Source organism: Paramaledivibacter caminithermalis DSM 15212 (genome assembly GCF_900142245.1).
GTDB classification, from domain to species: domain Bacteria; phylum Bacillota; class Clostridia; order Peptostreptococcales; family Caminicellaceae; genus Paramaledivibacter; species Paramaledivibacter caminithermalis.
The window spans coordinates 16,527-41,604 of sequence record NZ_FRAG01000019.1 but is presented as its reverse complement, the minus strand read 5'-3'; the positions used below and the strand labels follow the sequence as shown (position 1 = coordinate 41,604).

The following is a 25,078-nucleotide window of genomic DNA, read 5'->3' as shown; positions in this document are numbered from 1 at the left end:
ACAGACCGTCTTTTAATACTCACGCTATTAAATTATTGATTTTTTCCTTCTATATAAGCTCTATCAAAGAATATATGCCCAAGGGGAGTTCTAAAGTAACCTTTAACATAGTTTTTCATCATATAAGGGTGAGTATAGTAGTAAATTGGCATTACTATTTGATCCTTCATCATTAAATCTTCAGCTTTATGCATTAACTCAGCTGCTTTCTCAGGATCACTTTCTTTCTTTGCCGCATAAATCAGCTTATCAAACTCCTCATTTTTCCATTGAGGGTCATTGTTACCACTTTCAGATAAAAACATATCTAAAAAAGTCATTGGATGGTTATAGTCACCTATCCAACCATGTCTAGCTATCTGGAATTCACCATTTTGTCTAGCTGGAATAAATACTCTCCACTCCATGTTTTCTAATTCAACATCTACGTTTAAGTTTTTCTTCCACATTTCTTGGATAGCTTCAGCTATTCTCTTATGGTTTTCACTAGTATTGTACTTAAGTGTAACCTTAGGGAAACCTTCTCCATTAGGATATCCAGCTTCTGCTAATAATTTTTGTGCTTCTTCAACCTGTGCAGCCATTGGATCTACACCATAGTCTCCACCAGCTTTTCTAAAATCTTCTCCACCAGTCATAATTCCTGGAGGTACGAAACCTGTTGCAGGCTTTTGACCTCCTAAAGTAACAGTTGTAACAATAGCATTTCTATCTATAGCTTTAGCAAATGCTTGCCTAACCTTTAAATTATCAAATGGCTCTTTTGTTACGTTAAAACAATAAAAATACGTTCCAAGATATGGAGCTATTATGAACTCATCACTCTCAGATTGAAGCCTTGGAATTTCTTGAGATGGAACTTCATCTGTACCATCAATATCTCCTGCTTCAAATGCAGCTAATCCAGTAGATTGCTCAGTAATAAATACAAATCTTACTTCATCAAGCTTAACTCTATCTTTATCCCAATAATTCTCATTTGGAACAATTTTCAGTACATCATTTTGGATATATTCGCCTAACTTGAATGGGCCATTTGTAATAGCTGTAGCTGGATCAAATTCCCATGCTTCAGGGTTCTTTTCAACTACATCCTTTCTAACTGGAAAATATGTTGGAAATGCAAATAATTCAAGTATGTATGCAGTAGGCTGCTCTAAAGTAACCTCTAAAGTTTTCTCATCTATAGCCTTTACACCTAATTCATCTACATCTAATTCACCTGAATAAATTTTTGTTGCATTCTTAACTGGGTCTAACATATAAGCATACTCACATGCAGTTGCAGGATCAACTGCTCTTTTCCATCCATATACAAAATCTTCAGCAGTAAGATCTTTACCATCTGACCACTTAGCATCTTTTCTTAAATGAAATGTCCAAACAGTTTTATCTTCATTTGTTTCCCAGCTTTCTGCTGCACCAGGATCTTGCTCCATATTTTCGTTAGTTCTTACTAATCCTTCAAAAATATTTTGCATGATTATTGATGCTCCAACAGAAGTTGCTTTATGTGGATCAATACTATCTGGATCAGCTAAAAGGTTATAAGTTAAAATTTGTTCATCTTCTTGCTTTAGCTCTTCTTTTGCTGGTTCTTCAGTAGTTTCATTTGGCTGTTCTTCAGGAGTTTTTGAAGGTTCCTGCTTTTGAGCACAACCAACAAAAGCTGATACTACTAGAACAAACACTAAAAATAACGCTAAGCTTTTCTTTAACAAAATAATCCCCACCTTTTTATTTTTTATAATTTATTTCTAACCTATAAATATAGGTTATTAAATAAATCCAGCCTATATATCATGCGTTTGGATTAAGCTACTAACTATTGTTAAAGCTTCTTGCCTATGTAGTAAATCTTCCCTCTTTAATAAGACAACTTTGCTTTATTATAATTTATTTTCAAAATTTTTTCAATATTTAAGTTTCTGTAATATATTAATTTTTTGTAACATATTATTTTTTTACACCATATTTTTATTTTTATAATCATTTTTTGACTATTTATGGCATTAAATAACAATAAAAAACTAAAAGCTTAAGGGTATATTAATGTACCCTTAAGCTTTTAGTTTTTTAACATAATAAAAGTCTATTGACCATCAATTTTTATAATCTTATTTCTCTACATATGCGTTTTTAAAGTACATTGATCCAAGAGGTGATCTATACCAACCTTTAACATGTTGACCCATCATCATTGGATGAGTATAATAATAGATTGGCATTACTATTTGATCTTCCATTATTAAATCTTCTGCTTTATGCATTAATTCAGCAGCTTTCTTTTCATCAGCAGTAACCTTAGCTTCAAGGATTAACTTATCAAATTCTTCATTCTTCCATTGAGCATCGTTATTGCCACTATCTGATAAGAACATATCAAGGAAAGTCATTGGGTGGTTATAGTCACCTATCCAACCATGTCTAGCTATTTGGAATTCACCATTTTGTCTAGCTGGAATAAATACTCTCCACTCCATATTTTCTAATTCAACTTCTACGTTTAAGTTTTTCTTCCACATTTCTTGAATAGCTTCAGCTATTCTCTTATGATTTTCACTAGTGTTGTATTTAAGTGTAACCTTAGGGAAACCTTCTCCATTAGGATATCCAGCTTCTGCTAATAATTTTTGGGCTTCTTCAACCTGTGCAGCCATTGGATCTACACCATAATCTCCACCAGCTTTTCTAAAATCTTCTCCACCAGTCATAATTCCTAGCGGAACGAATCCTGTTGCTGGCACTTGTCCACCTAATGTTACGGTTGTAACAATAGCATTTCTATCTATAGCCTTTGAAAATGCTTTTCTTACTTTTACATCATCAAAAGGCTTTTCTTCTACATTGAATACGTAGAAGTAGGTTCCTAAGTGAGGAGCAATAATAAAGTCTTCATTTTCAGCTTGCAGTCTTGGAATTTCTTGATTTGGTACATTATCAATACCATCAAGATCTCCTGCTTCCATAGCTGATAAAGCTGTAGATTGCTCTGTAATAAATACAAAGTTAAGTTCATCTAGCTTAACATTATCTCTTCCCCAATATTCTTCGTTTGGTACTAACTTCATAACATCATTTTGAGTATATGATGCTAATTTAAATGGGCCATTTGAAACAGCTGTTTCAGGATTGAATGACCATCCCTCAGGATCCTTTTCTACTATATCCTTTCTTACTGGATATAGAGTTGGAAATCCAAATATCTCTATCATATATGAAGCAGCAGCTTCTAAAGTTACCTCAAAGGTCTTATCGTCTATAACTTTTACACCTAATTCATCTACAGGCACTTCACCTTGATAACATTTAGTGCCATTTTTAATTAGGTCAAATTGATATGCATATTCACAAGCTGTTTCAGGAGTTACGGCTCTCTTCCAAGCATATTCAAAATCTTGAGCTGTAACAGGCTTGCCATCAGACCATTTTGCATCTTCTCTTAAATGGAAAGTCCAAACCAGTTTGTCATCACTTATTTCCCAGCTCTCAGCTGCACCTGGAACTGGCTTTAAGTTCTCATCAAAAGTAACTAATCCTTCAAACATATTTGAAATTATTATAGATCCACCAACAGAAGTATTTAACTGTGGGTCTATAGTTTCTGGGTCTGCTTCAAGATTATAAGTTATTACTTGTGGTTCCTTTGGAGCTTCAGATGGTGCTGGTTCTTCAGCTTTAGTTTTGTCTTGTTCACCATCATTAGCTGGTGCTGGTTCTTCAGATTTCTGAGCACAACCAACAAATGCAGCTACTACTAAAACCAACACTAATAATAATGAAAAACTTCTTTTAAACAAAATAACCCCTCCTAATTTTTTATGTATTCTTTTTATTTATATATAAGCGGTAAATGATTAATACCACTTATTGACTTAATAGCTTAATAAAACTTGAAATTGTTGAGTTAAATTAATCTTATGAAATAATCTGAATATTTTTCTTGCAAAAAAATTTAATCCTATTTTAATAGGCATCATTCTAAATATTTGAGAAAATTGCATGATATATTTAAAAAATTTTAGAGTGCAAAACATAGTACAAAGAGTCAAGAAAGCTACCTAGATACTGTATTTCAAAATTATTAGTGTTAATTATGCAAGTTTCTCACTTAACTACACACATTAAGTTTAGTTTAATATTAACTTTTGTATCCTACTCCACAAGTTTACATGTGATTTTAAAAATTAACTTTGTTACTAAATGTTAGTATTTGTAAAACCAACATCAGAAAAGCTTGTTTACTAGGTTTTATAAAAACTTATAAAACAATATCCTACTCATTCATTTTAATTTAATACAATAATTCTATAAAAAAATTAAAAATCCTTCATAAATATAATAAAAATTTTAATTGTATTAACATTTATATATATTTGAAATTTTTTATATTATTAGGTCCAAGGGGCATGTAAGATCAAACATGCCCACTACATTTTCTTTTTAAAGCATCTACTAAAAACTATCTATCATTTAAGTGACATGCACACATATGTCCTCCACCAATATCCTTTAATTCAGGTTCAGCTTCTGAACAAATAGGCATAGCATATTTACATCTAGTTCTAAACCTACACCCTGAAGGAGGATTTATAGGACTTGGCACGTCCCCTTCTAATATAACCCTCTGCTTAGATCTAGTTACTTCTGGGTCAGGAATAGGTATGGCTGACAAAAGAGCCTGCGTATATGGATGGGTAGGTTTTTCATATAATTCTTTGCTTTCTGCCACCTCAACAAGCTTTCCTAAATACATAACTCCTATCCTGTCAGATATGTGTTTAACCATTGATAAATCATGGGCAATAAAGAGATACGTCAATCCCATTTCACTTTGTAAATCTTCGAGCATATTAACAACCTGAGCCTGAATTGATACATCAAGGGCAGAAATTGGTTCATCACATATTATAAAATCTGGTTCAACAGCCAATGCTCTCGCAATCCCAATACGCTGCCTCTGTCCACCACTAAACTCATGGGGATATCTACTTGCATGATCCTTTCCTAATCCTACTTTATTAAGCAGATTATAGATTATCTCTTGTCTTTCCTTTCCAGTGGCAAGACCATGAATATCCAGTGGCTCTCCGATTATATCTGCAACCGTCATTCTTGAATTTAGTGAAGCATATGGATCTTGAAATATCATTTGCATTTTTTTTCTAAAAGGTTTTACTTCACTTTGACGCATCTTACCTATTTCCGCTCCATCAAATATAATTTCTCCATCAGTAAGATCATACAATCTTATGATAGTTCTACCAGTTGTAGACTTCCCACATCCTGATTCTCCAACTAATCCTAATGTTTCACCTCTTCTAATATAAAAGCTTACATCATCTACAGCTTTTACATATTGAACATCATTTCCTAAAAGACCTTTATTTATTGGAAAATACTTCTTTAAATTTTTTACTTCTATTAAAATATCACTTTTTCTCATATTTTCTTCACTCATTATGCTGTCCCCCTTTTTACACCTGTCTCAACCTCAACCTTTGGTGCTTTTTCATGTAATAGCCAGCACATTGACCTATGACCTTTACTCACCTCAAAGTATGGAGGACGATATTCCTTACAGATTTTCATAGCATAAGGACATCTTGATACAAATGGACAGCCTACAGGCGGCTTAATAAGATCTGGTGGAGTTCCTTCTATAGGTACCAGTCTTTGTTTTTGACCTAAATCAAGCCTTGGAATTGATTTAAGCAGACCCATTGTATAGGGATGCTTCGGATCATAAAATATTTCTTCTGAAGTACCTTCTTCCATGATTAATCCACCGTACATAACTACTATTCTAGAACATACATCAGCAACAACTCCTAAATCATGGGTTATGAGAATTATTGATGTATTAACTTTATCCTTCAAATCCTTCATAAGTTCAAGAATCTGTGCTTGGATAGTAACGTCCAAAGCAGTGGTAGGCTCATCTGCAATTAATAGATCAGGTTGACATGATAGAGCTATAGCTATCATGGCTCTTTGTCTCATTCCTCCACTAAACTCGTGGGGATAATTATCTACCCTGCTTTCTGGTGATGGAATCCCAACAAGTCTTAGCATCTCAATAGCCTTTTCCTTTGCATCTTTTTTATTGAGACCTTGATGCCTTCTGATGGCTTCCATTATTTGATCCCCAATTGTGAAAACAGGATTAAGGGATGTCATTGGATCCTGAAATATCATGGCTATCTCATTTCCTCTAATTGCCATCATTTCCTTATCTGATTTTTTTACTATATCTTCGCCCTTAAAAATAATTTCTCCATCTTTGATTCTTCCAGGATATTGTAAAAGCCTCATTATAGACATAGATGTAACACTTTTTCCGCTTCCCGATTCTCCAACTATTCCTATAGCTTCACCTTTATCTACTGAAAAGCTAACTCCACGAACTGCCTGTACTTCTCCAAGATGTATATAAAACGACGTTTTTAAGTCCTTAACTTCTAATAACTTTTGTGACAAAACAATCACCCCTTTCTATTTACGTAAACGTGGATCTAGTGCATCTCTTAACCCATCACCTAAGAAATTAAAAGCAAGCATAGTTATACATATAGCCAATGATGGAAAGAATAGTAAATAAGGATAGGATCGCAATCCTCCTAAAGCATCGTTGCAAAGTGTTCCCCATGATGCCATAGGTGCTGATACTCCTAGTCCAATAAAGCTAAGGAATGATTCAGTAAATATTGCAGTTGGAATCATCATAGTCATAGTAACAATTATAGGCCCCATTGCATTCGGTATGAGATGTCTTACTAGTATTCTCCATGTATCCGCTCCCAAAGTTTTAGCAGCTAAGACAAACTCCTGTTCCTTAAGACTCAGAATTTGACCTCTTACTATTCGAGCCATATTTACCCAATAAATAGTCCCTAAAGTTATGATTATACTTCTAAGACCTGAGCCTATAACTACCATTATAAGGATAACATATAAAACTAATGGTATAGTATTTATAATATCAACAATACGCATCATTATGTTATCTGCTCTTCCACCTAAATACCCTGAAGTACCGCCGTATAAAACTCCTATAGTAAAATTAACTATTGCTGCTATAAAACCAATCAAAAGTGATATACGAGCACCGTAGATAACTCTTATCAAAAGGTCTCTACCAAGTTCATCAGTACCAAACCAAAACCTCTTATTCCATACCTTTTTTAATGGCTGTATTATATTTCCATCTTCAGATTTTAACTGAATTGGTTTAGAACTATAATCTACAGTAATTTTTTTACCATTCACTTCATAAACCTGATATTTCTTCATTACATTATTTTCCACAGGAGTAAGCTTTTCTAACACTTCTCCTTTAGCTGTAACTGTATACATCCTTAATGCCTTATGCAAATAAACATGATTATTTTCATCTACTTGGTATATTTCAAATCTATGGGGTATACTTGCTAAATTTAAGTCCTGATCATAATAAGTATATGGTGACACCAGTGGTCCAAAAACAGCAATAATAATTAATAGAATAATCGTAAATAGTCCACCCATAGAAGCCTTATTTAGCTTAAGTCTTCTCCATGCATCCTGCCAATATGTCAAACTTGGCCTGCTTATTTCGTCACCTTTTTTCGTTTTTCCCTGAATTTTTTCCCATAAATCAGGAGTGAAATTTATATTATTTACATCATTTGTCTTATTCATAAGTTAGTCAAACCCTCCTTAATCCGTAACTTTAATACGTGGGTCGATCAATCCATAGAGTAAATCAACAATTAAAATCATAATCATTAAAAATGCAGCAAAGAAAATTGTAACACCCATGATTGTAGGATAATCTCTATTTGTTATACTGATAACAAAATATCTACCCATTCCAGGTAACGCAAATATTCTCTCTACTACGAATCCACCTGTCAATATACCTGCAATTAACGGTCCAACATAGGATACAACTGGTATGATTGCATTTCTTAAAGCATGCTTAAATATAACTACTCCTTCGGATAACCCCTTTGCTCTAGCCGTTCTTATATAGTCCTGCTGAAGAACTTCAAGCATAGTAGAACGAGTCAATCTAGCCACAAAGGATAATGAATATCCTGATAATGCTATAGCTGGCAAAATCCACCCTTTAGGGTCCTTTACACCGAAGGTTGGAACCCATCCTAATTTAAGTGCAAACACATATAAAAGAACCGTAGCAATAACAAAGTTAGGTATCGTAATTCCCAAGGTTGCTCCAAACATTACAAGGTTGTCCTGCCACTTATTTTGCTTAAGTGCCGATATTACTCCAAAAGGTATACCTAATAACAATATCAATAAAATCGAATAAGTCCCCACTCTTGCAGAAATAGGGAAGCCTTCTTTTATAAATTCGTTAACTCTACGCCCTTCGTAAACTAAAGAAGGTCCTAGGTCTAATCTTAGCACTCCCCCTACGTAATCAATATATTGTTTCCATAATGGGTCATTTAAATGATACTTTTCTCTTAAAGCCTCTTCTATTGCAGGTGGTAGCTTCTTCTCCTGTGTAAATGGTCCACCTGGTACTGCATGCATTAAAAAGAAGGTTACAGTTATAATTAAAAATAAGGTGATAATTAAAGAAACTATCCTGTTTACAAGAAATCTAAGCAAAATTTACACTCCTTTCAAAAATAATTTGAAATACTATATTTAAAAAACAAATATTTAAAAATCTTAATAGTATCAAACACCTCCCTTAAATAAATTAAATTTTATTTACTATCATAACTGGTTAATTTAACCAAATACAAAAATTACATAATTAGCTTTAAATAGCAATTTATAAATATTCAACATTTCCAAAAACAATTCTATATAATTAATCTTTTATAATTTAATTGATTTTTCAAAAAATTGTATGTAAAAAAATATATATAATCAAATTTTTATGTATTCTCATCATATCTCAAATTATTTAAAGATTCAACGTTTTGATCATATTAATAAATTTAAATATTTGTAACATTTTATAAAACGGTTGATATTTCACAATTTTATTAAGTTAAATGATTTGTATATAATCATGATTATAAAAAAATGTCAGTTATTTATTCATATTTTGTAAAACTTTTATCTTAATTGTAATAAATTATTTTTGTATATATTCAATAAATTGCAGACTATATTTTTCATAATGTTTTACATAAAATAGTTAATTCCATTATTTAACTTTAAATTATATTATTTAATTAACATATTTAGCTTTTAAAAAGTCATTATGTAACTTTTTATAGATTCACCTGAATTATTATACAAAAAAAGAATCTATGGCATTTTTTAGTTAAATCCTATAGATTCAATTAGGATAAAGCTTCCTTGATTAACTTATTAACTATCTGGGGATCGGCTTCCCCTCCAGTCTCCTTCATCACTTGACCAATTAAGAAGCCTAATGCTTTTTTCTTTCCATTTCTATAATCTTCTATAGATTTTGAATTGGACTTCAATACTTCTTGTATTATTCCATTTATAGTTTCATTGTCAGTAATTTGCTTTAGCCCTCTTTCTTCAATTATTTCTTGTGGAGCTTTTCCTGTGATAATCATTTCCCTGAAAATTTTCTTTGCCATGCTATTGCTTATGGTTTTATTCATAATAAATCTCATTAATGAAGCAAAGTCTTTGTGATTTATCTTCATTTTATCTATTTCAATACCCTCTTCTTTTATTCTTCTAAGAACTTCCGTTATTATCCAATTACTTACTAATTTACTGTTCTCTACTTCATTACAAGTATCTTCAAAAAATTTTGCTATATTTTTTGATGAAGCTAGAATCCTTGCATTATATTCAGATAAATTATAATATCTCTTAAACCTTTCTACTTTTTCACGGGGAAGCTCGGGTAATTCCTTCCTAACTTTATCTATCCATTTTCTATCAACAACTACATATACTAAATCAGGATCTGGAAAATATCTATAATCCTCTATATTTTCTTTACTCCTCATCTTCATTGTTTTATTTTCAATATCATTCCATCTTCTAGTTTCCTTGTCAGTATTCCTATTATGTTCCAATAAATCTATATGTCTTTTTTCTTCATAATCTATAGCCCTAACCGCTGCTTTAAAGGAGTTCAAATTTTTAAGTTCAACTATATTTGTTTCTATATTCTTATCTTTATTTTTTACATTTATATTTATGTCACATCTCAGTGAGCCTTGCTCCATCTTACAATCTGAAATATCTATGTATTCTAATATGGATTTTAAATTTTCTAAAAAACTATGTACTTCCTTTGAAGAATTCATATCAGGCTCGGTAACTATCTCAATTAAAGGCACACCACTCCTATTATAATCTAATAATGAAATACCATCCTCTAGATGAATAGATTTCCCTGTGTCCTCTTCAATATGTATCCTTCTTATTCTAATCTTTTTAGACCCATTTTCTGTTTCAATTTCTATATATCCTTCTTTACATAAGGGTATTTCATATTGAGATATCTGATATGCTTTTGGTAAGTCTGGATAAAAATAATTCTTTCTATCCATTCGGCTCCTTTCATTGATGTTGCAATTCAATGCAAGTCCAGCTCTGATTGCAAATTCGATTACCTTCTTATTTATAACAGGAAGTGAACCTGGAAGTCCTAAGCAAACTGGACAGCACTTGGTATTTTCTTCTCCTCCAAATTCAGCTGGACATGAACAAAAAATCTTTGTATTTGTCTTAAGCTCTACATGTATTTCAAGTCCAATTATTGTTTTATATGACATTATATCACCGCTCTTTTTTTATGATACTTAGTATTTTGTTCAAAGGTATATGCAACCCTGAGTATCGTTTTTTCATCAAAATGCCTTCCAATAATCTGAAGTCCTATTGGAAGATGGTTTTTAAATCCACAACATATTGATATAGCTGGTAATCCAGCAATATTTATTCCAACAGTACATATGTCTGACTTATACATCATAAGTGGATCCCTTGTCTTTTCATTAAATTTAAATGCAACATGGGGAGAAGTTGGGGTTATTAATACGTCATATTTCTCAAAGGCCTTAGCAAAGTCGTTCTTTATTAATGTCCTTACCTTCAAAGCTCTTTTATAATACTCATCGTAATATCCAAAACTCAAAGAGTATGTTCCCGCCATTATCCTTCTTTTTACTTCTTCACCAAAACCTTCACTTCTGCTTTTAATAAGTACATCGTTAAGGTTTTTACACTCTGAAGCCCTATATCCATATCTTATTCCATCGTATCTAGCAAGATTTGAACTACATTCCGACGAGGCTATTATAAAATATGTAGCAAGATTATATTCCGTATATGGTAAAGACATTTCTTCATATTCTGCTCCCATATCACACAATACTTTTACACCTTCATATACAGCCTTTTTAATATCTATGTCTATGTCTTCATAAAAATATTCTCTAGGTATACCAATCTTTAAGCCCTTGACATCCTGTATTAAAGCTTCTTTATAATCTAAAGCCACTCCACTTACTGAAGTTGAATCCCTAAAATCATATCCTGCAATTACATTCATCACTAAAGCACAGTCCTCTACATCCTTAGTCAATGTACCTATTTGATCCAATGAAGATGCATAGGAGACAAGGCCATATCTCGATACCATTCCATAGGTAGGTTTTAAACCGACAAGTCCACATAATGCTGCTGGTTGTCTTATAGAACCTCCAGTATCTGACCCTAAGGCAAAAAAGGCTTCTCCAGCTGCAACTGAAGCGGCACTACCACCACTGGATCCTCCTGGAACTCTGCTTAGATCCCAAGGATTTCTCGTGGGCTTAAATGCCGAGTTTTCAGTAGAAGAACCCATGGCAAATTCATCCATATTTGTTTTACCGATTAGAATAGATTTTTCATTATATAACCTTTCTACACAAGTTGCATTATATGGTGGAACAAAATTTTGAAGCATTTTTGATCCACAAGTGGTTAGTATTCCATCGGTACAAATATTATCCTTTAGAGCCATTGGTATTCCTGCAAGGTCCCCTAAGTCCTCTCCATTTTTTATTAATTTATCTATATTATCAGCCATAGAAAGTGTTCCTTCATCATTTATAGTTATATATGAAGATATATAAGGCTCTACCTTGGCTATTCTATCTAGAATATTTTCTGTTACTTCCCTGCAGGATACCTCTTTTTTTCTAAGCATATCCCTTATTTCATGGGCAGTTAAATCATAAAGCTTCATAGGTATACACTCCTTTTATAAATGTGCTGAGTGCGAAGTTTAAGCTAATAGTCAGTATCTCTTATTAAAAAACTGACATGTTTCTCAATCTTAACCTTAATCTAAATCTTGACCCAATAGTAATACCCTCAAGCTATTCTACTACTCTAGGTACACTAAAACACCAATTCTTTTTTTCTGAAGCATTCATTAAAATACTCTCTCTATCTAAGGAAGGTTTAATAACGTCATCTCTAAACACGTTTTTCGTCTCAATACCGTTTAAAGTAGGTTCTACACCATCAATTTCTACTTCCTTTAGCTTATCCATATATTTTAGTATAGATTTCAGTTGGTTTACAATTTTTTCCTTATCTTTATTATCAAATTCTAATCTAGCTAAGTTAGCTATATAGTCAATGGTTTTAATATCTATAGACATTATAAAACCTCCCAAAATACAATTATGTAAAACTATACTTCATTTATCCCAGCTGTATAAAATCCTTAATTATTTCAACTATATAGAACGCACAAAAGCTTTTTCAGTTTAAATTTTGTGCGCTTCTGTTACCTTATTGTTTATCACGAAAATTTAATTCGTTTCATGCAAAATCAATTTGTCCATTTATATATTAATTATTCATTATTAACTGTTTAAATTCTTCTTCCGTAATAACCTTTACCCCTAAGCTATTTGCCTTATCAAGTTTTGAACCTGGATTCTCACCTGCTAGTACATAGGAGGTTTTTTTACTTACACTTCCTGTTACCTTTCCACCTAAGGCTTCTATTATTTCCTTTGCTTCCTTTCTGGAATAGCTTTCTAATGTACCAGTAAGTACAAAGGTCATACCTTCCAGTTTCATCTCTACATTGTCAACAGGCTTTTTATTGCTCTTCATATTAACACCTGCCACCTTTAGTTTTTCTATAACTTTATTATTTTCTTCATCTTTAAAGAAGGCTACAATACTTTCAGCCATTTTAGGACCAATTTCATCTATTTCCGTAAGTTCTTCTTCGTTTGCCTTAGCTAATTTATCCATATCCCCGAAGCTATGGGCAAGAAGCTTTGCAGCCTTGGTGCCAACAAGTCTTATACCAAGGGCATTTACAAGTCTTCCTAGGTCATTTTCCTTAGATTTTTCTATGGCATCTAAAAGATTTTGAACAGATTTTTTCCCCATTCTCTCTAAATTAGCAAGTTCCTCAGCTCTATCCTTTAGATAATATAAATCTCCTGGATCTTTGATAAACTTTTTCTCTAAAAGCATGGTAACCAATGCTTCACCTAAACCATCTATATTCATGGCATCTCTTGAAACAAAGTGGATAATTCCCCTTCTCAACTGGGCTGGACATGCAATATTTATACACCTTACAGCAGCCTCTCCCTCTAATCTTACAGTGTTTTCTCCACATTCTGGACATTTATCAGGTAGTATGTATTTTTTTTCATTTCCTTTTCTCTTTTCACTAATTACCCTCACTACCTCAGGGATTACATCTCCTGCCTTATGTATTATAACTGAATCTCCAATCCTTATATCCTTCACATTTATAAAATCTTGATTATGAAGAGTGGCTCTACTTACAACGGACCCTGCAACCCTTACAGGTTCAAGTATTGCAGTTGGTGTTATAACTCCTGTCCTCCCAACCTGTGCTATTATATCCTTTACTATTGTTTCCTTTTCCTCTGCTGGAAACTTAAAGGCTATGGCCCATCTTGGACTTTTAGCTGTGGCTCCAAGCCTTTCTCGCTGAGCTAAATCATTTAACTTGATTACAAGACCATCTATCTCAAAGGGTAAATCATGTCTTTTTTCCTGCCATTTTTCACAAAGGTTTATTACTTCTTCAATATTTTTGCAAATTTCGTATTGCGAAGTTTTGAATCCCAATTTTTTAAGATATTCTAATCCCTCAGAATGTTTATATATTTCTATCCCATTAATATTTAATATATTGAAAATAAATATATCAAGGGATCTTGATGCTGTTATCTTAGGATCAAGCTGTCTTAAGGAACCTGCAGCTGCATTTCTTGGATTGGCAAAAATGGTTCCTTCATTTTCTTCCTGTCGTCTGTTAAGCTGTGCAAACTTCTCCTTTGGAATATAAACTTCTCCCCTTACTTCAATATCTACCTCTTCCCGAAGCCTTAATGGAATAGACTTTATAGTTTTAAGATTTTTTGTTATATTTTCACCAACTATGCCATCTCCCCTAGTTGCTCCCCTTATAAAAATTCCCTTTTCATATTTTAGAGCAACGGATAATCCGTCTATCTTGTATTCAACCACGTATTCTACAGCTTCTCCAGCTTCTTTTTTAATCCTTCTGTCAAAATCAAGGAGATCACCAGCATCATATGAATTACCTAGACTCAAAAGAGGTACTGTATGGTTAACTTGGTCAAATTTTGATAAAGGTTCTCCACCTACTCTTTGGGTAGGAGAATCTGGAGTTTTAAATTGGGGAAACTTCTCCTCTAAATCCATAAGTTCCTTTATAAGCATATCGTATTGGTAATCGCTTATTTCTGGAGCATCTAATACATAGTATCTATAGTCATGATGGTTTATTTCTCTTCTAAGCTTATCAAGCTTAGCTTTAGCTTCATTTTTATTCATAGGATAATCTCCTTTCATATCAGGTTCCAAGTTACAAGTTCTAAGTTCCAAGTTTTTGAGTCACTTCTATTTTGTCTTTTTTCTTAGAACTTTAAACTAATTCACTATTTGTATCGGTGCAAAGCCTAGCATAAGCTTCTTTATTCCTTGTTGGTCAAAGGCAATGGTAAGTTCAGCTTTATCTCCAGTTCCATCAATACTTATAATTGTTCCAGTTCCAAACTTCTTATGCTGAACTTTTGTTCCTGGTTTAATCTCAGAAGAACTCACATTACTTGCAGGCTTTTTTTGTATTTTCTGTTCCTTAGGCTTTCTTAAGCTTATCATATGACTGTTTGCAAAGGAATTCAGATTATTTACATCTAATCCAGATTCACTTCTACTTCCAAGTATACCCTCAATATCCAATAACTCCTGTGGTATATCATCAATGAATCTCGATACTGGATTAACATTAGTTCTCCCATATAATGTTCTCATTGAAGCATGGGTTAAATACAACTCTTCCTTAGCCCTAGTTATCCCCACATAGCAGAGTCTTCTTTCCTCTTCCAATTCCTCATCATCGACCATGGATCTTGAGCCTGGAAAAACTCCATCTTCCATTCCCACCATAAATACTACTGGGAATTCTAGTCCCTTTGCGCTATGTAAGGTCATTAGGGTTACTGTATTATCATCATCCTCAAGATTATCCAAGTCAGAGCTTAGGGATATGCTTCCTAAAAACTCTTCTAAGGTATTAATTTCAGAGTTATTTTCGAATTCCATTGCTACCGACATAAATTCTCCAAGGTTTTCAATCCTTGTTGTAGCCTCAACAGTGTTTTCATTTTTCAATTCTTCTATATATCCTGTTTCCTTTAGTACATTTTCTATTATCTCTGTTATTTTAAATTCATCTTTATTGACAATATATTTTGTTACTACATCTAAAAAAGAATTAATGCCTGCAGTTACCCTTTTTGAGAAACCGCCGATTTCATTTATATCCAGCATAGTATTAAACAGTTTTTCTCCTCTTTGATCAGCTATTTCCTTAAGCCTCTCAATTGTTTTGTTTCCTATGCCCCTTTTGGGAGTATTAATCACCCTTAATAAGCTTACATCATCAATAGGATTTTGAATCACCCTTAAATAGGCTATGATATCCTTTATCTCTTTTCTATCATAGAATTTAAGCCCCCCATATATCCTGTAAGGTATATTATTTCTCATCAGAGAGTCTTCTATCACACGGGACTGAGCATTTGTTCTATAGAGAATAGCAAAATCAGAAAACTTTCTTTTCTCATATTTTGATTTCTTTTCAATCTCCCTAACTACAAAATCTGCTTCATCACGCTCTGTTTGACCTTTGTAATAATTTATTTTTTCACCCTCATCATTGGCTGTCCAAAGTCTTTTCCTTTTTCTACCCATGTTTTCTTTTATAACGTTATTAGCAGCTTCAAGTATAGTCTTTGTGCTGCGATAATTTTGCTCTAGCTTTATTACCTTGGCATCATGAAAATCCTTTTCAAAATCTAATATATTTCTGATATCTGCTCCTCTAAATTTATAAATCGACTGATCATCATCTCCCACAACACATAAATTCCTATGTACTCTTGAAAGCATACTCACAAGCTTATACTGAGCCTTATTTGTATCTTGATACTCATCAACCATTATGTACTCAAATTTCCTCTGATAAAAATCCAAAACTTTAGGATTTTTTTCAAAAAGTTCAATGGTTCTAAGTATCAAATCATCAAAGTCTAATGCGTTGTTGCTTACAAGCTTTTTTTGATACAACTCATATAAATCACAAAGTGACTTCATACGAAAATCGCTATAGTTAAGTTCACTATATTTTTGTGGTGTAAGGAGCTTATCCTTAGCATCACCAATTACGCTTTGTATATATTTTATAGGGTATGATTTTTCATCTAGATTAAGCTCCTTAAGACATTCCTTAATTACAGTCCTTTGATCGGCAGTATCATATATAACAAAGTCTCTAGTATAATCTATTTTATCTATATCTCTACGAAGTATCCTTACACAGGCTGAGTGAAAGGTACTAATCCACATGTTTGAAGCAATACTCCCTATTAATCCTTCGACTCTTTCCTTCATCTCTTTAGCAGCCTTATTTGTAAAGGTTATAGCCAATATATTACCTTCATATACACCCTTTTCTTCTATTAAGTAAGCTATTCTATGGGTCAAAACCCTAGTTTTTCCTGATCCCGCACCTGCTAAAATAAGAAGAGGTCCCCTGATGTTCTCAACAGCTTCCCTCTGTTTTTCATTTAAGGTAGATAAATCCATATCTTTACTCCTTTCAATATTATAGATACCTAATTCTAATATTATATTAATTCATAAATGTATGCAAATGTTTGTTCGTATATTTTCCTTCTTTTTATACCTCTTGTATTATTATCTAAAAATAACCAGAAGATATCAAGTGAAATAATTAAAATAAAAAAACTGGCAGAAAATCGCCAGTAAAATCGCCAATCTTTATTTTCCCATAATTAAATTAGGTAAGAATGTAGTAATTTCAGGTATAAACGTTAATATCATAAGCACAATAAACATCAGAGCATAAAAAGGAAATAATGACTTTGCTATATCTTCTATTTTTGCTCCACCAATGGAACATCCAACAAATAAAGTTGAACCAACAGGAGGGGTAATTAGCCCAATACCAAGGTTAAGCATCATTACAATACCAAATTGTATTGGATCCATTCCTACTTTTGTAACTACTGGCAATAATATGGGTGTTGTAATTAAAATCAGGGGAGCCATATCCATAATCATTCCCAATAGTAAAAGAATTAGATTAACAATTAGCAATATTACATATTTATTATCGGATAATGAAATTAATGAATTTGTTACTAAAGCTGGTATTTTGAGATAAGCCATCATCCATCCAAAGGCACTGGATGTAGCAATAACCGCTATAACCATAGACAAAGTCTTTAAGGAATTTCTTAATATAACCCCCATCCTTTTCATAGGTATGTCCTTATAAACAAAAAAGGTAATAATGAATGCGTATACAGCAGCTATTGCAGAAGACTCTGTCGCTGTAAATATTCCAGATATCACTCCTCCCATTATGATTACTGCTGTAAATAATCCTAAAATACTTTCTCTAACTATTTTTTTAGCTTCACTAAAGGATATTTTTTCACCTTTTGGATAATTTCTCTTTACAGCAATAGCATAACTTAGTGCCATTAAGGCTAAACCTAGAAAAATACCAGGTATCATTCCTCCTAAAAACAATTTGCCAACCGATAAGCCTCCAGCTGCCAATGAGTATATGATTACATTATGACTTGGAGGAATTATAACTCCTTGAGTTGAGGAAGTAATAGTCACATTTATTGAATAATCCTTATCATATCCTTGTTTTTCCATCATTGGAATCATAATTGAACCTATGGAAGAAGTATCTGCAACTGAAGAACCTGATATCCCTCCAAAAAACATACTGGCAAGAACATTTACCATTGCAAGTCCTCCACGAAGCCTTCCAACGATTACATTGGAAAAGTCAATGAGTCTTTTTGATATTCCTCCTTCTCCCATAATTTCTCCAGCTAAAATAAAGAAAGGAATAGCTAATAAAGAAAAGGAGTTTATTCCCTTCACCATCTGCTGAGTAACAACCATGGCAGGCAGCTTCAGATATAGTGCTGTAATCATAGTAGATAAACCTAATGAAAAAGCGATAGGAACCCTTATAATCAAAAAGAAAAACAATAAACCTATCAATAAACAAATAGCAGTTACGTTAATCATAGTATCACCCCATTTCCTAGACCTATTACTTTGCGTTTTTATTTTTCAGATTAATTATTTTGTCATCTGGCTCAATTCCAAAAAGCTTAGCGATACAATAGCAAACAATCATTGCTCCTGATACAGGAACCATAAAATACAATATATATCCTGGCCACTGTGTGGCAGGTAGCGTTGATGTTCCAGTAACCTTCACTAATCGTATTCCATATACAACAAGCATCAAACCAAAAATACCTACTATTATATCATTAATCTTCATAAGAACCTTCTGTATAGAAGGAGGACATAAGCTAACAAAATATTCTATACTTATATGAATTCCTTTTTTTACTCCTATTGCTATACCCATAAATCCAAACCATACCATAAGTATAAGTGCAACCTCTTCCGACCATCTAGGAGTCATAGAAAAGCAATATCTAGTGACTACCTGTAATGTAATAATCAATGTCATTAAAACGATAAATGTCATAGCAATATATTCAAATATTTTATCTGAAAAATCCAATATTCTTTTTATAAAACTCACTACCTTCTTCACCTTCCCTTTTAAAAAGGTGAAGAATATATTCTTCACCTTATATAATCGTTACTTAGTATTGATAATTTTTTCAATTAAGTCTTTGTAATCTGCTCCATATTTATCATATAAAGAAGATACAGCCTTTTGGAACTCATCCTTAGACTCAAGTCTAGTAACTATATTTCCATTTGCAACAATTTTTTCTTCTGCTTCTGCTTCAGCCTTTGCCCACTCTTCTCTTTCAACAAGTGCTGCTTCCTTTGCTGCTTCCTTTATAATTTTTTGATCCTCTGGAGATAACTTATCAAATGTCATTTTACTCATTAATATCATTTCAGGAACTCTTGTATGCTCATCTACTGTGTAATATTTTGCAACCTCATAATGACTTGTTGTTAAATAGCTTGCCCAGTTATTTTCTGCTCCATCTATTACTCCTGTTTGTATAGCACTATATACTTCACTAAATGCCATTGGTGTAGGTGACGCTCCTAATGCTTTAACTAAGTCAAGCATTATTTCACTTTTTTGTACCCTTATCTTTAATCCTTTTAAATCCTCAACAGTTTTGATTTCTTTTTTTGAGTTGTAAAAGCTTCTAGCACCTGCATCATACCAACATAATCCTAACATGTTTGCTTCACTTAGACCATTTAAGAATTCTTCTCCCATTGGTCCATCTAAAACCTTAAACATATGTTCTTTATCTCTATAAATATAAGGCAGCATCAATACACTTAGCTTTTTTTGGAACTCTGTCAAAGGTGATATGCTAGTGCGGGTTAAGTCAATGGCTCCAAATTGAACCTGCTCAATAACAGTCTTTTCATCTCCCAATTGTCCTCCTGGATAAACTTCAACCTTAATTCTTCCATCAGTTCTCTCTTCAACTAGCCTTGCAAACTCTCTATCCCCTATTACAGTTGGATAGCCATCATTATGAACATCTGCCAATCTTAATACAATAGGCTCAGTCTTTTCACTTTCTTTAGCAGGGTTTTGAGATGTTTGGGTTTCTTCTTGTTTTGCCCCACATCCACTTAACATACCTATAACTAAAACTAAAGCAACAAAAATAGATAAAAACCTTTTCATTTTCTTTGTCTCCCTTCTTTCAATCTACTAACCTACAATTAAATCCTACAGTAGATAAAAAAAGTTTTCCATGGACTTACTTGTTATCTTCTTTAATTTTTTGTCATGTTTAAAAAATCTATAATTTTGAATATTCAGTTGCTGATTTACCAACATATTTTTTAAATGCCCTACTGAAATAATTAGGATCTGTATATCCTACCTCAAAGGCAATCTCCTTTATTGATTTATCCCCTTGTCTAAGCATTTTTTTTGCCTCTTCCATTCTTATCTTAATTAAATAATCTTTAAAATTAATCTTTTCTACTTTTTTAAATATCTTACATAAATAATAAGAGCTAAGCTTTATATGATCAGCTACTTCATCTAAGGAAATATTTCTCATATAATTATCATTAATATATGCCTTTACCTCTTCAGCAATTATTACCCCTCTATCCTTTTTATTCTCCGAAATATTAGTAATGATTTCTTTGATTAAATCTTTTATATAGCTACTAATCTCCATTAGATTGTTAGTGCTACCTATATATTCTTCTACTTCACTCATCTTAAAGATTCTAAAGTCATCTCCCCAAAAACAAACAATGTTTCTATTAAGTACTAGCAGAAACTCCTTTAGCTTTTTCTTTATCACTCCTACGTCAAATGACTCACTATTATTGATAATACTATTAAAAATTTCTTCAAAAACATTTAATGCTCCATCTAAGTCTTCATTTGCAATTTTTTTAAAAATAATTTGTTCTTTTTCATATGAATATAAATGTATCTCTTCATTTCTGTCACCATTCCTTGAACTTGACTGTTTAGCCTCATTATAGGCTAAATGCAGCTTTGAAGTGCTATCAAAAACTCTGCTTACTCCAACACAAACATCTATATTAAAGGCATCCCTAATAGAATTTTCTATTTCCACTAAAAGACTACTCAATTCATCATCATTGGTCTTTGTCATAAGTTTATCGTCAAATAAAATAAATACTATTTCATTAAGGTATATATAGCTTATAACATGAGAAATTTTAAATTTTAACTTATTCTTTATTGTAGCTTCTATTTTGCCATTAAAATCCTTTGTTTTATTTCCTTTAAATATTAAGCACGTAAAATATTTACTATTTATTTTTAACATTTTTAAATAGTCGAGATATTCCTTATAGGGCAGCTCTACACCATAAATAGTTTTAATTATTATCTCCTTTTCTAAAAGTGGCACTAGTTCTAATTGCTGCTTTTTTAATTCTAAAAATCTATTGACTTCTTCTCTTCTTTTATAGATTTTTTTCAACAATTTATTTATAGAATTACAAAATTCTTCATCAGAAACTGGTTTTAATAAATAGTCATTCATTCCAAGCTTTATTGCTTCTTTAGCATATTCAAAATAACTATAGGCAGTCAAAATTATAAATTCTGTATTAACTAACTGTTTCCTTATAAGGCTAGCTGCCTTTAGTCCATCCATAATCGGCATACTAATATCCATAAGAATAATATCTGGTTTATGCTTTATGGCTTTTTCAACTGCATCTATTCCATTAAATGCTTCACTTATAATATTAATTTCATCCTTGTAGAATTTTTCCACAAGAAATTTTAGGGCTTTTCTTTCTAGGGCTTCATCTTCAGCAATCATAAGCCTTAGCATTTTCTTCACCTACCTTTAATGGAATTAGTACAGAAACTGTTGTTCCTATATTTTGCTTGCTATCAATCTTAATCAAATCATCTCTATCAAAGTGTAATTTTAGTCTTTTTCTAATATTTGATAGCCCTATCCTTGTGGTATTTCCTTTATTTATGCTGTTATTGTATTCAACAGAATATTTACTTATATCCTCCTTCATTCCTATACCATTATCACTAACCTTAATTTCAATATAATCCTTCTTTTTCATTATACTTATTATTATTCGTCCTTCACTTACCGTATTTTGAAGTCCATGTATAATAGCGTTTTCCACAACTGGCTGTATTATCATAGGTGGAATAAGAATATGACCTATATCTTTATCTATGTTAAACTTGAAGGTCATTTGATCCTGAAATCTAGTTTCTTGAATAATTGCATATGCCTTTAAGACAGTAAGTTCTTCCTGAAGTTTAACCATTTTCCCCATATGAGTTAAATTATATCTTAAAATTTTTGAAACTGACTGGGTAAGCTTTACAGTCCTGTCTGCTCCTTCGAACATTGCCATCCTACTAACTGTGTTTAAAGTATTGAATAAAAAGTGAGGATCCATCTGTACCTGTAAAGCCTTAAGCTGTGATTCTTTAAGCAGTTTATCCTTTTCAACGTTTTTCAATCTTTCTTTATTAAGATTATTTTCTAGTTCTGCTTTTTTATTTAATTCCTCAATAAAGGACTTTATACTTTTTTTCATATGGTTAAATGCATTAGCCAATGCATCTAGCTCTTTATAGGAGCTTTTCCTAATATCAGGCACTTCCCAATTTGCATTTGACAATAATTGGGCAGATTTAGAAAGATTATCTATTGTAGTTAAAATATCCTTTAGCATCTTTACAGCAAAAGTAGAGATTATTAAAGCAAAAAGGATAAAAACAGTGTAAATATTCTCATCGGCAGTTTTATATTTTTTAAGTAGTTTTGAATACTGCTGGCTGCTGTAATCTAAATATGCAGTAGACAGCATCTGCGAATGTTTGTTCATATATGAAAATAGTGTTTTGAGCTCCATCAATTTTACATAGGTATCAATATTTAACTGCTCCTGAAATAAAATTTCATTTGTCAGTGCAATATGGTAATCAAACATGTTCTTAAGATTTCTAAGGAATATGGCGCTGTATTTATCTTCAATATCCTTATCTATTTGTATTAATATTCTATTGATTTCATCCTTGGATTTAGTATATCTTTCAAAGTTCTCTTTTTCTCTATTCTTCATGTACTTATCAAACTCGCCTATACATTTATTAATCTCTATAGATAGATTACTAAGCATTATACTTGTATTCATAGATTTGTTATACTCTTTTATTATATTTTTTTTCAATGAAAAAGAAATATAGAAAACTATAATCATGACAATAAGAATCCAAATAAATATATTTATTACCCGTATCTTTATGGATTTTTGCTTTTTTCTTTGAATTATTTTCATTATATCCCCTCACAGATGCTATTTGCCTTTAAGATAAGATTATCACTCAATAAATTGATATAGAAATTTAAGTAAAGACTTTATAAAAGAGAAAGAATTTGAGATATTCTTTCCCTTTACATCTAGCTAAACCCTACATTTATTATTAATTTAAGCTTCCAAGCTAATTTCTATGGCAGAGGTTTTGATGTCTCCTCTTCTCCTAAGTAATAAATCTGTTTTTTATATATTTTTGAAGAAAAAAACAGGTTTATAAAAATCTATATATCTATTCCAAAATAATCTTTAGCATTATTATAGCATATATTTTGTACCATCGATCCCAAAAGCTTCATATCATTAGGAGCTTCACCATTTTCTACCCACTCACCTATAAGATTACATAATATCCTTCTAAAATACTCATGTCTAGTATAGGATAGGAAACTTCTAGAATCCGTAAGCATTCCTACAAATCTACTTAAAAGTCCTAGATTAGCTAGGTCAGTCATTTGTTTAATCATACCATCCTTTTGATCATTGAACCACCAACCAGACCCAAACTGTATTTTCCCTGGAATTCCATCACCTTGGAAATTTCCTAACATTGTACCTAATACATAGTTGTCCTTAGGATTTAATGTGTAAAGAATCGTCTTGGGAAGCTTTTTTTCTTTATCTAATAAATCTAAAAACCTAGATAATGACACAGCTATTTCATAATCGTTTATAGAATCAAAACCTGTATCTGCTCCTAGTAGTTTATACATAGTTGTATTATTATTTCTCATAGCACCAATATGAAGTTGCATAGTCCAATTTTTTTGGCTATATATTCTTGCCATATATGCTAATGTAAATGTTTTATATTTTTCCTCTTCTTCTAAGCTTATATCTTCCATATTCATTGCTTTTTCAAATATCTTCCTTACTTCTTCTATTTCAGCCTCTTTATATGGAACATAATCCAAGGCATGATCAGATATACGACATCCTTGCTCATGGAAAAACTCTATTCTTTCCTTTAAAGCCTCTAGAAGATCTTCATAGTCTTCGATTGACCTATTAGTGACTTCAGATAACTTATTTATCCAATCTACAAAGCCTTCTTTATTTATATCAATGCCCTTATCAGGTCTAAATGAAGGAACCACCTTAGCATCTAGTTTACCTTCTTCTCTAATCTTTTTATGATATTCCAATGACTCCGTTGGGTCGTCGGTTGTTCCAACAAGCTTAACATTGAATTTTTTCATGAGTGCCCTTGCAGTAAAGTCTTTACTATTTAACATCTCATTACATCTATTCCATATAGACTTTGCAGTATCTTCATTTAATATTTCATATATACCAAAGTATCTCTGAAGCTCAAGGTGCGTCCAATGATATAGTGGATTTCCTATGCAGTAGGGGATAGTTTTTGCCCATGCCATAAACTTATCATAATCACTTGCATCTCCAGTAATGTATTTTTCATCTATTCCATTACTTCTCATAGCTCTCCATTTATAATGATCTCCATATAACCAAACTTCAGTAATGTTTTTATATACTTTATCCTCCCATATTTCTTCAGGCTTTAAATGGCAATGATAATCATAAATAGGCATATTTTTTGCATAATCATGATATAATTTAACAGCAGCATCATTAATTAGTAAAAAATTTTCATCCATAAACTTTTTCAAACAAATCATCCCTTCTTTTTTATTAAGTTCACTCTTTATAC

At 32.1% G+C, this 25,078-nt stretch carries 17 protein-coding genes; all 17 read right to left on the bottom strand.

All coding sequences use genetic code 11. From position 1 onward, the window contains the following. Window positions 1-32: 32 nt before the first annotated feature. Window positions 33-1,721 carry a peptide ABC transporter substrate-binding protein gene (locus BUB36_RS09085; protein WP_073149214.1) on the bottom strand — a complete coding sequence of 563 codons (1,689 nt, stop codon included), beginning with the start codon at window positions 1,719-1,721 and terminating at the stop codon, window positions 33-35. Between the two features lie 396 nt (window positions 1,722-2,117). Further along, on the bottom strand, window positions 2,118-3,800 hold the full coding sequence (locus tag BUB36_RS09080) for a peptide ABC transporter substrate-binding protein (protein ID WP_073149212.1): 1,683 nt from the start codon (window positions 3,798-3,800) through the stop codon (window positions 2,118-2,120). A 662-nt stretch (window positions 3,801-4,462) separates the two neighbouring features. Next, complete coding sequence (locus BUB36_RS09075; RefSeq protein WP_106406495.1) at window positions 4,463-5,461, bottom strand: ABC transporter ATP-binding protein; 999 nt, start codon at window positions 5,459-5,461, stop codon at window positions 4,463-4,465. Further along, window positions 5,461-6,480: an ABC transporter ATP-binding protein gene (locus BUB36_RS09070; protein WP_073149210.1), complete on the bottom strand. Its 1,020-nt coding sequence runs from the start codon at window positions 6,478-6,480 to the stop codon at window positions 5,461-5,463. The genes BUB36_RS09075 and BUB36_RS09070 overlap by 1 nt, the downstream gene beginning before the upstream one ends. 15 nt (window positions 6,481-6,495) lie before the next feature. Next, the gene (locus tag BUB36_RS09065; RefSeq protein ID WP_073149208.1) at window positions 6,496-7,680 is read right to left on the bottom strand and encodes an ABC transporter permease; all 1,185 of its coding nucleotides are present in this window, start codon (window positions 7,678-7,680) and stop codon (window positions 6,496-6,498) included. Window positions 7,681-7,698: 18 nt separating this feature from the next. After that, window positions 7,699-8,619, bottom strand: coding sequence for an ABC transporter permease (locus BUB36_RS09060; RefSeq protein ID WP_073149206.1), 921 nt, complete (start codon window positions 8,617-8,619; stop codon window positions 7,699-7,701). Window positions 8,620-9,308: 689 nt separating this feature from the next. Next, the gene (gene gatB, locus BUB36_RS09055) at window positions 9,309-10,733 is read right to left on the bottom strand and encodes an Asp-tRNA(Asn)/Glu-tRNA(Gln) amidotransferase subunit GatB (RefSeq protein ID WP_073149204.1); all 1,425 of its coding nucleotides are present in this window, start codon (window positions 10,731-10,733) and stop codon (window positions 9,309-9,311) included. Continuing rightward, window positions 10,733-12,190 carry an Asp-tRNA(Asn)/Glu-tRNA(Gln) amidotransferase subunit GatA gene (gene gatA / locus BUB36_RS09050; protein WP_073149202.1) on the bottom strand — a complete coding sequence of 486 codons (1,458 nt, stop codon included), beginning with the start codon at window positions 12,188-12,190 and terminating at the stop codon, window positions 10,733-10,735. The genes gatB and gatA overlap by 1 nt, the downstream gene beginning before the upstream one ends. 133 nt (window positions 12,191-12,323) lie before the next feature. Next, on the bottom strand, window positions 12,324-12,611 hold the full coding sequence (gene gatC / locus BUB36_RS09045) for an Asp-tRNA(Asn)/Glu-tRNA(Gln) amidotransferase subunit GatC (RefSeq protein ID WP_073149200.1): 288 nt from the start codon (window positions 12,609-12,611) through the stop codon (window positions 12,324-12,326). Window positions 12,612-12,804: 193 nt separating this feature from the next. Then, on the bottom strand, window positions 12,805-14,808 hold the full coding sequence (ligA, locus tag BUB36_RS09040) for an NAD-dependent DNA ligase LigA (protein WP_073149198.1): 2,004 nt from the start codon (window positions 14,806-14,808) through the stop codon (window positions 12,805-12,807). Window positions 14,809-14,904: 96 nt separating this feature from the next. Beyond that, the gene (pcrA, locus tag BUB36_RS09035; protein WP_073149196.1) at window positions 14,905-17,124 is read right to left on the bottom strand and encodes a DNA helicase PcrA; all 2,220 of its coding nucleotides are present in this window, start codon (window positions 17,122-17,124) and stop codon (window positions 14,905-14,907) included. A gap of 195 nt (window positions 17,125-17,319) precedes the next feature. Further along, window positions 17,320-18,615: a TRAP transporter large permease gene (locus tag BUB36_RS09030; RefSeq protein WP_073149194.1), complete on the bottom strand. Its 1,296-nt coding sequence runs from the start codon at window positions 18,613-18,615 to the stop codon at window positions 17,320-17,322. A gap of 25 nt (window positions 18,616-18,640) precedes the next feature. Beyond that, entirely contained in the window at window positions 18,641-19,147 is a 507-nt protein-coding gene (locus BUB36_RS09025; protein WP_073149192.1) for a TRAP transporter small permease, read from the bottom strand. A gap of 60 nt (window positions 19,148-19,207) precedes the next feature. Then, on the bottom strand, window positions 19,208-20,236 hold the full coding sequence (gene dctP / locus BUB36_RS09020) for a TRAP transporter substrate-binding protein (protein ID WP_073149190.1): 1,029 nt from the start codon (window positions 20,234-20,236) through the stop codon (window positions 19,208-19,210). Window positions 20,237-20,354: 118 nt separating this feature from the next. After that, window positions 20,355-21,887, bottom strand: a complete 1,533-nt coding sequence (locus BUB36_RS09015) for a response regulator (RefSeq protein WP_073149188.1) — start codon at window positions 21,885-21,887, stop codon at window positions 20,355-20,357. Then, on the bottom strand, window positions 21,865-23,370 hold the full coding sequence (locus BUB36_RS09010; RefSeq protein WP_073149186.1) for a sensor histidine kinase: 1,506 nt from the start codon (window positions 23,368-23,370) through the stop codon (window positions 21,865-21,867). The genes BUB36_RS09015 and BUB36_RS09010 overlap by 23 nt, the downstream gene beginning before the upstream one ends. A gap of 260 nt (window positions 23,371-23,630) precedes the next feature. Then, window positions 23,631-25,046 (bottom strand): glucuronate isomerase, encoded by a 1,416-nt coding sequence (gene uxaC / locus BUB36_RS09005; RefSeq protein ID WP_334292999.1) that lies wholly within the window; start codon window positions 25,044-25,046, stop codon window positions 23,631-23,633. Window positions 25,047-25,078 lie beyond the last annotated feature (32 nt).

Coding starts and splice junctions, on each gene's coding strand:
- dctP (WP_073149190.1), bottom strand. CDS start 20,236: ATGAAAAGGTTTTTATCTATTTTTGTTGCTTTAGTTTTAGTTATAGGT.
- ligA (WP_073149198.1), bottom strand. CDS start 14,808: ATGAATAAAAATGAAGCTAAAGCTAAGCTTGATAAGCTTAGAAGAGAA.
- gatB (WP_073149204.1), bottom strand. CDS start 10,733: ATGTCATATAAAACAATAATTGGACTTGAAATACATGTAGAGCTTAAG.
- BUB36_RS09065 (WP_073149208.1), bottom strand. CDS start 7,680: ATGAATAAGACAAATGATGTAAATAATATAAATTTCACTCCTGATTTA.
- BUB36_RS09030 (WP_073149194.1), bottom strand. CDS start 18,615: ATGATTAACGTAACTGCTATTTGTTTATTGATAGGTTTATTGTTTTTC.
- pcrA (WP_073149196.1), bottom strand. CDS start 17,124: ATGGATTTATCTACCTTAAATGAAAAACAGAGGGAAGCTGTTGAGAAC.
- BUB36_RS09075 (WP_106406495.1), bottom strand. CDS start 5,461: ATGAGTGAAGAAAATATGAGAAAAAGTGATATTTTAATAGAAGTAAAA.
- gatA (WP_073149202.1), bottom strand. CDS start 12,190: ATGAAGCTTTATGATTTAACTGCCCATGAAATAAGGGATATGCTTAGA.
- gatC (WP_073149200.1), bottom strand. CDS start 12,611: ATGTCTATAGATATTAAAACCATTGACTATATAGCTAACTTAGCTAGA.
- BUB36_RS09015 (WP_073149188.1), bottom strand. CDS start 21,887: ATGCTAAGGCTTATGATTGCTGAAGATGAAGCCCTAGAAAGAAAAGCC.
- uxaC (WP_334292999.1), bottom strand. CDS start 25,046: ATGATTTGTTTGAAAAAGTTTATGGATGAAAATTTTTTACTAATTAAT.
- BUB36_RS09010 (WP_073149186.1), bottom strand. CDS start 23,370: ATGAAAATAATTCAAAGAAAAAAGCAAAAATCCATAAAGATACGGGTA.